The organism is Proteiniphilum propionicum, assembly GCF_022267555.1.
GTDB classification, from domain to species: Bacteria; Bacteroidota; Bacteroidia; order Bacteroidales; family Dysgonomonadaceae; genus Proteiniphilum; species Proteiniphilum propionicum.
On record NZ_CP073586.1, the window covers coordinates 921,561 to 933,879 of the forward strand.

6 protein-coding genes are annotated in these 12,319 nt (G+C 43.3%); 4 read left to right on the top strand and 2 right to left on the bottom strand.

The window, feature by feature from the left end:
- Positions 1-108: 108 nt before the first annotated feature.
- The 4 genes from thrA to KDN43_RS03500 all read left to right on the top strand — a co-directional run bounded on the left by thrA (position 109) and on the right by KDN43_RS03500 (position 8,453).
- Positions 109-2,553, top strand: a complete 2,445-nt coding sequence (gene thrA, locus KDN43_RS03485) for a bifunctional aspartate kinase/homoserine dehydrogenase I (RefSeq protein WP_238868302.1) — start codon at positions 109-111, stop codon at positions 2,551-2,553.
- Positions 2,554-2,737: 184 nt separating this feature from the next.
- A complete protein-coding gene (locus tag KDN43_RS03490; RefSeq protein WP_238868303.1) occupies positions 2,738-3,943 on the top strand; it encodes a cofactor-independent phosphoglycerate mutase in 1,206 nt (401 codons plus the stop codon).
- A gap of 172 nt (positions 3,944-4,115) precedes the next feature.
- Positions 4,116-5,420 (top strand): threonine synthase, encoded by a 1,305-nt coding sequence (gene thrC, locus KDN43_RS03495; protein WP_238868304.1) that lies wholly within the window; start codon positions 4,116-4,118, stop codon positions 5,418-5,420.
- A 168-nt stretch (positions 5,421-5,588) separates the two neighbouring features.
- Complete coding sequence (locus KDN43_RS03500) at positions 5,589-8,453, top strand: putative LPS assembly protein LptD (RefSeq protein ID WP_238868305.1); 2,865 nt, start codon at positions 5,589-5,591, stop codon at positions 8,451-8,453.
- A gap of 1 nt (position 8,454) precedes the next feature.
- Here KDN43_RS03500 and KDN43_RS03505 read toward each other — a convergent pair whose 3' ends face one another.
- Positions 8,455-9,720: a replication-associated recombination protein A gene (locus KDN43_RS03505; RefSeq protein WP_238868306.1), complete on the bottom strand. Its 1,266-nt coding sequence runs from the start codon at positions 9,718-9,720 to the stop codon at positions 8,455-8,457.
- 324 nt (positions 9,721-10,044) lie between these two features.
- The gene (locus KDN43_RS03510) at positions 10,045-12,291 is read right to left on the bottom strand and encodes a GH92 family glycosyl hydrolase (protein WP_238868307.1); all 2,247 of its coding nucleotides are present in this window, start codon (positions 12,289-12,291) and stop codon (positions 10,045-10,047) included.
- Positions 12,292-12,319 lie beyond the last annotated feature (28 nt).

Below are 12,319 nucleotides of genomic sequence, written 5' to 3' on the forward strand. Positions count from 1 at the left end.
TATGCTATAGTGGGAAAAAGTTGAAAGATTTCAAAAAAATTCAAACTTTAGTGATCATTTTATTAATCTTTATCCGTTTACAGGAACGGGAATAATTGTAATAATCAAATGAAGGTGATGAAATTCGGGGGAACATCCGTAGGGAATCCCGGTAGTTTACAGCTGGTCAAAAACATTATAGAGAATCAAAAGGAGCCTGTCATAGTTGTCGTTTCGGCACTCAACGGCGTAACCGACCGTCTTTTACTGGCGGCAGACTTTGCTTTGAATAATAACTCAGGGTATAAATCGCTGCTTGACGAGATGGTGGACCGGCATAAAGAGATAATCGAAAAAATGGTAAATACCCCGACTGGCAAGGAGGAGGTAAAACAAAAGACACAGCAGTTGTTTGAGGAGTTGTATAACATCATGCAAGGTGTTTTTCTCATTGGCGATCTGTCTCAAAAAACATCAGATAAAATTGTGAGTTACGGAGAAAGGCTCTCATCTCTCATTATCAGCAAAGTTATTGAAGGGTCTCAACTATACGATGCCACAAAGTTCATTAAAACCCACAAACAGTTCAATAACCATATCCCAGATCTTGGACTATCCAACGAACTGATAAGAAAAACTTTCTCAGAAATGCCGCCTCCTGAGGTGGCGATAGTACCGGGCTTCATATCATCAAGCTACGATAATAATGAGATCACTAATCTTGGGCGTGGAGGATCGGATTATACTGCTGCGATTATTGCCGCAGCAATGGATGCTTCAATGTTGGAGATATGGACAGACGTAGATGGGTTTATGACAGCTGACCCAAAGATAATTAATTCTGCTTATGTGATTGAAGAGCTGTCGTTTACCGAGGCGATTGAGCTGTCGAACTTCGGTGCAAAGGTGATTTATCCGCCTACCATTTTTCCTGTTTATCACAAAAATATTCCTATTTACGTCAAAAATACTTTCCGCCCGGAATCAGAGGGAACGCTGATAAGGAACATTCTGCCAACCCGGAACGGAAAGATAATAAAGGGCATCTCATCTATAAATGACACGGCACTTATAACTATTCAAGGCCTTGGCATGGTAGGCGTCATCGGGGTAAACAAGCGGATATTCTCTGCCCTGGCCGATAACGGCATCAGTGTCTTTATCGTTTCACAGGCATCATCAGAAAACAGCACCTCTATAGGGGTGCGTTCTCAGGATGCTCCTCTTTCACAAAAGGTTCTCAGCAAAGAGTTTGCCCATGAGATTATGATGGGAAGCATAAACGAGATAATTGTAGAGTATGATCTGGCTACCATTGCCATTGTCGGTCAAAACATGAAACATGTGCCAGGTATTGCTGCAAAATTTTTCGGAGCACTGGGGAGGAACGGTATCAGCATTGTAGCTCTGGCACAAGGTGCAGGTGAGACAAATATAACATGTGTAATTTCAAGGTCAGATCTGAAAAAGTCTCTTAACGTAATTCACGACTCATTCTTTTTGTCACCCTACCAGGAGCTAAATCTATTTGTTATAGGTACCGGCACGGTAGGTGGCAAGCTGCTTGAGCAGATCAGGCAGCAGCAAAACACACTTAAGGAACAGAATAAGTTGAGAATAAATATTGTAGGTATTGCCAATGGACGAAAAGCACTATTCACTCGTGAGGGTATTCCATTGGAAGGATATTTCGACAATCTGATGTCAAACGGGGTAAAAAGCACTCCTGAACGAATTCGCGATGAAATCCTGAAAATGAATATTTTCAATTCCGTTTTCGTAGATTGTACGGCAAGTCCGGCTATCACTGATCTGTATAATGATCTGATAGCAAGAAATATCTCCGTAGTAACTGCCAACAAGATTGCCGCCTCATCAGACTATGAAAACTATAGAAACCTGAAGGAAACTGCCCGAAAAGCAGGAGTAAAGTTTCTTTTCGAAACAAATGTAGGAGCAGGACTGCCCATAATCAACACAATGAACTCCCTGATCAACTCGGGAGACAAGATAGTAAAATTGGAAGCAGTACTCTCCGGGACGCTGAACTTTATCTTCAACACTATTAGTGAAGAAATACCCTTCAGTAAAGCAATAAAGATGGCTGTTGAGGAACAGTTTGCCGAACCTGACCCCCGAATAGACCTGAGTGGACTTGATGTTATAAGGAAACTTGTTATTCTTTCACGCGAAGCAGGAGCTTGTGTAAATCAGTCCGATGTAACAAAACATCTTTTTGTGCCACAGAAGTATTTTGAAGGTACACTTGATGAGTTCTGGCAAGCCATACCCGAGCTAGATGCTTCATTTGAGTCACGCAGGAAAGAGCTTGCAAAAGAGGATAAAAAACTCAGATTCGTTGCATCATATAACAACGGAAAATGCGAGGTGGGACTTCGCGAGGTAGAAAAAGGACACCCATTCTACGATCTTGAAGGCAGCAACAACATCATCATGATCACGACCGAACGCTACAACGAATATCCGATGGTAATCAAAGGATATGGGGCAGGCGCAAGCGTAACTGCTGCAGGTGTATTTTCAGACATCATCTCTATAGCAAATATTAGATAATATGAGAAAAAGAGTTTTGAGTCCCCCGCAAATAGTCTCTTTCATTGCAGGCTGGCCAAAACATATATTAATGTTCAGTGCTTTCGCAGGAGGCTAAGTTCTTGTATGCTTAACTCCGTGATATACGAAACTGATTTACATATAAATGACTTTTTCAAGCAGGATTAATCATATTGATAATAAAATGAAACTGATAATTATACTTGCGGACGGGATGGCAGATGAACCCATAGCGGCATTGAATAATAAAACCCCGTTGCAGGCAGCCAATACCCCATACATGGATATGCTGGCACGAAAAGGCAGGAACGGACTGTTGAATACTGTTCCTGAAGGCTTCTCCCCCGGGAGCGAGATTGCCAACCTGTCGATACTGGGATACGACATACCTTCGGTTTATGAAGGGCGTGGCGTTCTTGAAGCAGCAAGCATGGGTGTGGATATCCTGCCAGGAGAGATGGTGATGAGGTGTAACCTGGTATCACTGGAAGGAGAGTTATTGAAAAACCATTCAGCAGGACATATCACCACTCCCGAAGCAGCCGAACTAATTTGTTTCCTGAATAAAAAGTTAGGAGACGAAATTTTTAGTTTTCACAGCGGGGTCTCTTACCGCCACCTTTTGAAGATGAAAGGAGGGAACAAGCATATACGCTGTACACCCCCGCACGATATTCCTGAAAAGCCATATTCCATCCACCTTATAAAGGCTGAGAGCATTGAGGCTGAACAGACTGCGCGCAAATTAAACAACCTGATCCTTGACTCTCAGCAGATTTTGGGTGATCATCCAGTGAATAAAAAAAGAGTGGCTGAGGGCAAAGACCCGGCTAACAGCATCTGGCCCTGGTCGCCCGGCTTCCACCCAAAAATGAAACCACTCAGTGAATTGTTCCCGATAAAAGGTGGTGCTGTAATTTCGGCAGTCGACCTGATACGGGGAATCGGTGTTTATGCCGGGCTGGAGGTTATAATGGTTGAGGGTGCTACAGGATTGTACAACACTAATTATGAGGGAAAGACGCAGGCTGCACTCAGTGCACTGAAAAAAAACGATCTTGTCTATCTTCACATAGAAGCCAGCGATGAGGCAGGACACGAAGGAGACGTATTGTTAAAAATAAAAACTATAGAGGACCTTGACTCGCGCGTTGTAAAGAAAATATACGAGGAGACAATAAAATGGGACGAACCGGTAATAATTGCCATACTCCCCGATCATCCTACACCCTGCGCCATTCGTACTCACACTCGCGACGCTGTGCCGTTTCTTGTTTACCACAGAGATATCTCTCCCGACAAGGTACAGGTTTTTAATGAGTTTACAGCAGGAGAGGGTGCTTTCGGACTCCTGAAAGGCAATGAATTTATACAAACTATTCTCAAATAGCAGCCCGGTAAATTTTCACTTATTATCAATATAATCAGGTAACTACACCGTACATTATAAAACGTTATTCAATGCTGATAATCAATATATTATGAGCAGTCATTGAGAAAAATTGCGGAACGTTGCCAAAAATCCAGGAAATTAAAAAAGTGAAGAAATAAAAAATCCAATAATGAACTATTACAGCACAAACAAAAAAGCGCCGCTGGCTTCCCTTAAGGAAGCGGTAGTAAAAGGGCTCGCATCTGACAAGGGCCTATATATGCCTGAAAAGATCAAGCAGCTTCCCGATACTTTCTTCAACGAGATCGGTAACGCCAGATTAAACGATATCGCTAAAACCGTTGCAGATGCTTTTTTTGGTGAAGATATTCCAAAAGATAAACTTGAATCCATTGTTAGCGATACACTTAATTTTGATATCCCCATAAAAAAGGTGGAAGAAGGAATTTATGTGTTAGAACTGTTTCACGGTCCCACCTTCGCATTCAAAGACGTAGGAGCCCGTTTCATGGCCAGGTTGCTCTCATACTTTGTGAAAGAGCAACATCAGGATGATGTAAAAGTACTGGTCGCCACTTCCGGTGATACTGGAAGTGCTGTTGCCAACGGCTTTCTTGGGGTTGATGGTATAAGGGTGTACGTATTGTATCCCTCGGGAAAGGTGAGCGATATTCAAGAAGCACAGTTCACCACACTGGGTCAGAATATTGTTGCACTCGAAGTAGATGGAACATTCGACGATTGCCAGGCACTGGTTAAATCAGCATTCATGGATAAGGGACTGAACAAGCAGATGAACCTAACCTCGGCAAACTCAATTAATGTGGCACGATTTCTTCCGCAATCTTTTTACTATTTTCATGCTTATGCCCAATTAGCAAAGCTGGGCATCTGCAACGATGTAGTTGTTTCTGTACCAAGTGGAAACCTTGGTAACCTTACAGCAGGGCTATTTGCCAGGCGCATGGGATTACCCATTAAACGCTTTATCGCCGCGAACAATAGGAATGATGTGTTTTTCAACTATTTGAATACTGGAATATACTCACCCAAACCCTCAGTTCAAACCATAGCCAATGCGATGGATGTGGGTGCACCCAGCAATTTCGACCGAATTATTGATTTGTACGGTTATTCACACAAAGCTATCCGGCAGGAAATATCCGGATATACATATTCAGACGATGATATAAGAATCACTATCCGTTCTGTTTTTGAAAGAACCGGTTATCTGCTCGACCCACATGGTGCATGCGCATATTGTGCATTAAAAGAAGGTAGGGCCAGAGGAGAAACAGGCATTTTCCTTGCCACGGCACATCCTGCAAAATTTAAAGAAACAGTTGAAGAAAGTACCGGTACTACCATTGAGATACCAGCAGGACTTGCAGCATTCATGCAGAAAAAAAAACATTCGTATCAGCTTTCTAACAACCTTGATCATTTTAAAAAGAGGCTAATCGGCCTGTCTTAAGTTTCTTTTTATTATTTTTGCTGCAAATTAATGCATTAATGAGTAGTTTTGTGTTTGAAAACCATTACTACCGGCTCTTTGCGAATGAGGCAGCTATTACATTTTACATATCTACTTATCGTTCTGTCACTTTGCCTTCATTGCTCTTCGGTAAGGAAGACGAGTGTAGTGACAAATCAGATAACCAAACCTTCTGCATCGGCAGCTCTGCTACCCGATTCAGAAGATAAAGATATTCTCTCACCTGAAACATCATTCTCTGAATCAGATAACAGGGACAGTGTGTTAGATGCGACAGCGTCGGCCGATATCTCGAAACAGAATATTGTTCCCGGCACAATTCCACAGGAACCATTATCATCCGATTCAATTCAACTGCCTGACTCTGTTGCACTCTCAATAGCTACGGATACTTTGATGGCACCAATAGCACAAGATACTGTACCTGCCGGGGAACAGATGCTGAAAGCTGCTGTCCTTTATACAGCACAGGACTCAATGGTGTTCACCGCCGACAACATGGGATTTCTATATGGAAATGCCGAAATAAAATATGGCGAAATGGGTATCAAGGGGGAATTTATCACTATGGATATGGACAGCAGCATTATTTCATCTACATTTGGCATCGACTCCGTGGGGAAAGAATTCGGATATCCTGTATTTTCGGAAAGTGGTACTGAGTATGAGATGAAGAAGGTTCGATATAATTTTGATACACGTAAAGCATTTATCAATAATGTTATTACTCAACAGGGAGAGGGGCATATAGTTGCAAATGATGCGAAGATGAACGCTGATAACTCTTTCTATATGAGAAATGCAAAATATACCACCTGTGACAATCATGATCATCCACACTTTTATCTGAACCTGTCTAAAGCAAAAGTACGCCCCGAAAAAGATGTCGTTACAGGACCGGCCTGGCTGGTGGTAGCCGATGTGCCCCTCTTTCCCATTGTGCTGCCCTTTGCATTCTTCCCATTCACGAAAACTTATTCATCAGGCATTATTATGCCGGGATACGGAGATGAGATGACCCGAGGATTCTATCTTCAGAATGGTGGTTACTATTTTGCATTGAGCGATTATATTGATCTTGCTGTAACCGGTGAGATATATACAAAGGGTTCATGGGGTATCGGTGCTCGCTCAAATTACCGTAAAAGATATAGATACTCAGGGAGTTTCAATGTATATTACCTGAATACTGTTACCGGAGAAAAAGAACTAAAGAAAGTTGTACCGGAAGCTTACTCCGTGGCAAAAGACCTGCGAATCAACTGGACCCATTCGCAGGATCCGAAAGCAAATATGTATCGCACACTCTCTGCAAGCGTAAACTTCTCTACAAGCAGAAACAACCACAGAGATCTCAGCAGGTTATACTCGCGTGAGGCATCTAACAACACCAAAAGTTCGAGCGTTAACCTCACACAACGTTTCCCTGACTCTCCATGGAGCCTTTCTGCAACAATGAGCATCAACCAGGTATCGCGAGATTCCACCATTGCAGCCACACTTCCTAATCTTTCAATCAACATGAGCCGAATCTATCCGTTCAAAAGAAAGAATTTGGTGGGTGATGAAAGATGGTTCGAAAAGATATCAATGAGCTATTCAGGAGAGTTCAGAAACTCCATAACCACCAAAGAAGACCTGTTTCTGAAGTCTAACCTGGTGCGAGACTGGACAAACGGGATGCGTCACAGCATTCCCGTGAGTGCAACGTTTACTCTGTTCGATTTTATTCAGGTATCGCCATCGTTGAATTATACAGAACGATGGTATACCGGTGCTCACAAACAAGCCTGGGATCCCATAGCCAAGAGACATGTCACAATTGATACAATTCAAGGATTTAAACGGGTTTATGACTACAGCACTTCACTAAGCGTACAGACAAAGTTGTACGGTATGTTCACTCCATGGTCGATATTCGGAGATAAGATACAGGCCATTCGCCACGCATTCTCACCCAGTATCAGTCTGAACTACAGGCCGGACTTCGGCGATCCGAAATACAATTTCTTCGAGACATACACCTATAAGAATGAGTATGGCGAGGATGTAGAATATACCTATTCTCCCTACTCAACAATGATGTTCGGAACTGCTCCGAAAGGGAAGAGCGGGAGTATAGGATTCGATTTCAAAAACAATATTGAGATGAAGATCAGATCAGACAAAGACTCAACAGGAGTGCGCAAAGTCAGCCTTATTGATGATCTGGGAATCAATTTTAATTACAATATGATGGCCGACTCCATGAAGTGGAGTATGATAAACTCAAATATCCGGTTGAAATTCTCAAAATCATACACTCTCAGCCTAAATGCAACATGGGACCCATACCTGTATGCACTTGATCAAAACGGGACCCCCCGCCAGATAGACAAACTAAGGATAGTCAACGGCAAAGGATTTGGGAAGCTTATGAGTACAGGCACATCTTTCTCATACTCACTGAATCAGGATACATTCAAAAAATTATTCAGCCGCAGCAGTGAAGAGGGCGATAAGGATAAAGGCGCTAAAAACCCGGAAAACAATCTGCCAGACGATGGCACAATGGGGGCAAACCCTTATGAAGAAGCCGAAAAAAGAAGCTCGTTCGACCGTTCTGAAGACAAAACAGGGGAGTTCGATAGCGATGGCTATCTGATAAATAATGTAAACTGGAACATCTCATTCAATTATTCTTTGAGGTATGGTTATGGAGAGTTCAATAAAGAAAGAATGGAGTACAGTGGCAAGCTAACTCATAATTTCGGCATGAGCGGTTCACTCCAGCCTACAAAAAACTGGAACTTCACTTTCAATACCGACTACAATTTCGACCTTAAAAAATTCACTAACATCAATTGTACGCTCACCCGGAATCTGCACTGCTGGACCATGTCGGCCAGCTTCATACCAATAGGGCCATATAAATCGTACAACTTTGTGATTCGAGCCAACTCTTCTATGCTACAGGATTTGAAATACGAACAGCGAAGCTCGCCTTATGACAGGGGAATGGACTGGTATTGATCTATTTATTACCCCACAACTTCTTCATCAGCTCATACATCTTTGCTTCAGCCGCATTCGACTGAGGATCCCAGAACTTACTCCCTTTCAACTCTTTGGGAAGGTAATCCTGCCTTACGAAATGATTATCATAGTCGTGTGAATATTTATATTCCCTGCCATAATCAAGCTCTTTCATCAATGAGGTGGGAGCGTTGCGTAAATGCAGCGGAACAGGCAGATTACCGGTCTGTTCGGCTTTAGCAATGGCATTGTCAATTGCCAGATAAGCGGAATTACTTTTGGGCGATGCTGCCAGGTAGATGGTTGTTTCTGCCAATACAATCCTGCCTTCGGGCCAACCGATCTTTTGCAGTGTTTCGAAACAGGCATTTGCCAGGAGCAACGCGTTTGGGTTAGCCAGGCCTATATCTTCGGCGGCAGAAATAACAAGCCTTCGCGCAATGAATTTGGGATCTTCTCCTCCTGCCACCATTCTTGCTAGCCAATAAATTGCCGCATCGGGATCACTTCCACGGATCGATTTGATAAAGGCAGAAATTATATCGTAATGCATCTCACCTCCTTTGTCGTAAGCAGCCGGATTCTCCTGCAGCCGCTCGGTGACCATCTTGTCGGTAATCACAATATCATCTTCGTTATTGTAGGCGACTGTCAGATCTAGTATATTCAGCAGTTTGCGGGCATCACCTCCCGAAAATCTAAACAGGGCTCCAGACTCTTTCACTTCAATTTTTTTCTCTTTCAGGATAAGATCTTCCTTTAGTGCACGCTGCAGCAGCACCTCCAGGTCTTTCTTCTCAAGGGATTTCAGCACGTACACCTGGCAGCGCGACAGGAGCGGCCTGATTACTTCGAATGAAGGGTTTTCGGTAGTGGCCCCTATAAGTGTTACCGTACCGGTCTCTACGGCATTCAGAAGGGAATCCTGCTGCGACTTACTGAACCGGTGTATTTCATCTATGAAGAGTATTGGTGCGGCATTGTTGAAAAAACTATTGCTCTTTGCTTTTCCAATCACCTCACGCACATCCTTCACCCCTGAATTTATAGCACTCAGCTTGTAAAAAGGTGCGTTCACAGTATTGGCGATTATATGGGCAAGGGTCGTCTTCCCTACTCCCGGTGGTCCCCAGAATATGATAGACGGTATCCTGCCGGAGTCTATCATCCGGCGCAATACAGCACCCTTACCGACCAAATGCTTTTGTCCGATAAACTCATCAAGATTTTGCGGCCGCAACCGTTCAGCTAAGGGTACACTCATAATTTTTCCAGAATTAGCAAATGAATGATTGCAAAGTTATGATTTTCCAGTAAATATAAAAAATAGACATATTACAGCACTCCTCTCCGATAATTTTTTTTGCAGTAGAGCCTAGACAGATATTGACACTCAATGCATTAAAAATAATAATTTTTGATATTCACAATTTTAGGAGTGAGCTCAAACATGTTATGGTCTAACACTATCACTGAAAAGCGGTTGCTGGTTGATATGTTTGACAGTAAAACATGCAGGTATCGTTGCTTTCTCAGCAAACAAAAATTACGGTGACAAGCACAACAGGATATGCCAGGCGAACTCGTTTTATCTCCTCTCTTTGAGATAGAAAACTATTCTTTTTGCTTTCACCAGCTCATCGTGGGTAATCCGGTGGTTTTTCCACCGTTTGCCATCGACCTCTATTCTGTCAATTAAGATAGCCTTGTCTGAAGGCCGCACACTCTCTATTTCAATCGTGTGACTGTTGTAACGATATGCATCAAGTGTTATTGTCAGCTTGTCGAAAACAGGTGTTGTAAACGTATACGAGGGGTCTGTTGCATTATCGGGATAAAGACCCATCATGGTAAATACAGCCCAGGCCGACATGGTGCCGGTATCATCGTTGCCGGGAAGCCCGTCAGGTGAGTTTTTGAAATGTTTCGCAAGCAGCTCCCGGGTAATCACCTGCGTTCGCCACTCCTCCCCCTTCAGATAACTGAAAAGATAAGGATAGCTGATGTTAGGCTCGTTAGTAGGGTCGTAATGCCCATCGTCAAATACCTCCTGCAGCTTTTTTACAAACTTCCGTTTGCCGCCATGCATTTTTATCAACCCCTCCACATCGTGGGGCACCATAAATGAGTAGTTCCAGGAGCTCCCCTCGTGGAAACCGTGTACAGGCTCAAAATTCTCGCCCTGCTTGGGGTTGAAAGGCGACAGGAATTCACCGTCGGGCAGAATAGGTCGAAACACCCCAAACTCCGTAGAATAGTATTTCCTGTAATTTAGCGACTGGCTGTAAAACCGATTTGCATCATCATCTTTTCCCAGAGCTTTTGCAAATTTTGACAAGGCATTATCGGCGATATAGTATTCCAGTGCATGTGACACTGAATTATCAAACTCCTCCCTTAACGGAATATATCCCCTGGCAATATAGTCGTCAATATCTGGACGGATAAAATTATCTTTTCCCGGAGTAGCAGCAGATTTATACATAGCATTATAGGCAGCCTCTACATCAAAGTCGCGAAGACCTTTCATCCAGCTATCCACCAACACCGGGATGGCGGGATCACCCTCCATGGTGAGCGTTTCGCGGCTGTAAAGCTCCCATCTTGGCAGCCAACCTCCCTCTTTATACATGTTTACAATGGAGCGGACCATATTCAGCTGCTTTTCGGGGTAAAGCAGTGTTAAGAGCTGGTGTACATTCCTGTAGGTATCCCAGAGTGAGAAAACTGTGTATCGGGCTGAATCTGTTTTGCGGATTTCGTTACCTTCCATTTCGGGGTATTCACCATTCACATCATTCAACACATTCGGGTGAATGAGAGCATGATAGAGACTGGTATAGAAAATAACCTGCTGGTCTTTGGAACCTCCTTCAGGTATAACTTTCGACAAAGCATCGTTCCATGCCTTGCGCGCATCACGCTTAACTTTTTCAAAATCGAAACCGGGCTGTTCTGTTTCCAGGTTCAAACGTGCATTTTTGGTACTCACAAAAGAGACTCCTATCTGAACTTCAACCGACTCTCCCCCCGTCATATCATACATAAAAAATGCGCCGATATCATCACCGGCAATATCTCGGTCATACCGGGTATATAGCTTTCTTTTTCCACTGGTCTCATCCCACTGTGCTTCAACTCCCATCTCACGCTGCATCTTCCAATAACCGGCAGCTTTGGGGTTTTTGTTTACCCGCATAACAAAATAGATGGGAAACACCGCTTGAGGGTTATAACAAAACGAACCCAAAAGTTTCATACCTTCAACTTCGGTATCGCTCACTCGGCGCATCCAAGCTCCGGACTCATTGGTAAGTCCCTCACCCAGGTTCAGAATTATATTTGCCTCTCCTTCGGGAAAGGTGAAACGGGCAATGCTGCTTCGGGAAGTAGCCGATACCTCCGCTTTGATATTATACTTTGTGAGTATGTTGGAGTAATAACCAGGAGTAGCAGTCTCACTGGTATATTCACTCCCATATTCCGTGTAGTTTACGTTTAAATCTCCCGAGGTAGCCATCAACAAGAGTGAACCTGCTTCAGGGCAACCTACTCCGCTCAGATTCACATGTGAAAAACCTGTTAAAAAACGGTTCACATTTGAATAGGGTGTAGACCACCACTGCTTGTCCTTATCAAACTTGTTCTTATTAGATCCCATCACATTAAACGGCGATACCGACATCATGCCGTTCGGCAGCACCGGACCGGGATTTGTGGTTCCGTAATTTGTTGTCCCGATAAAGGGGTTCACCAAATCAGCCGGTTCACCGGGATATGCAAAAAGAGAGAAAAAGGCACACGCAATGAAAATCAGTCTCTGAAAACAGTTCATAATTTGCAGTTATAGTATTTGTAAAAAA

What these genes read in the sequence shown, in the direction of transcription:
- thrA (WP_238868302.1), top strand. Translation starts at nt 109, where the DNA reads ATGAAGGTGATGAAATTCGGGGGAACATCCGTAGGGAATCCCGGTAGT.
- KDN43_RS03490 (WP_238868303.1), top strand. Translation starts at nt 2,738, where the DNA reads ATGAAACTGATAATTATACTTGCGGACGGGATGGCAGATGAACCCATA.
- thrC (WP_238868304.1), top strand. Translation starts at nt 4,116, where the DNA reads ATGAACTATTACAGCACAAACAAAAAAGCGCCGCTGGCTTCCCTTAAG.
- KDN43_RS03505 (WP_238868306.1), bottom strand. Translation starts at nt 9,720, where the DNA reads ATGAGTGTACCCTTAGCTGAACGGTTGCGGCCGCAAAATCTTGATGAG.
- KDN43_RS03510 (WP_238868307.1), bottom strand. Translation starts at nt 12,291, where the DNA reads ATGAACTGTTTTCAGAGACTGATTTTCATTGCGTGTGCCTTTTTCTCT.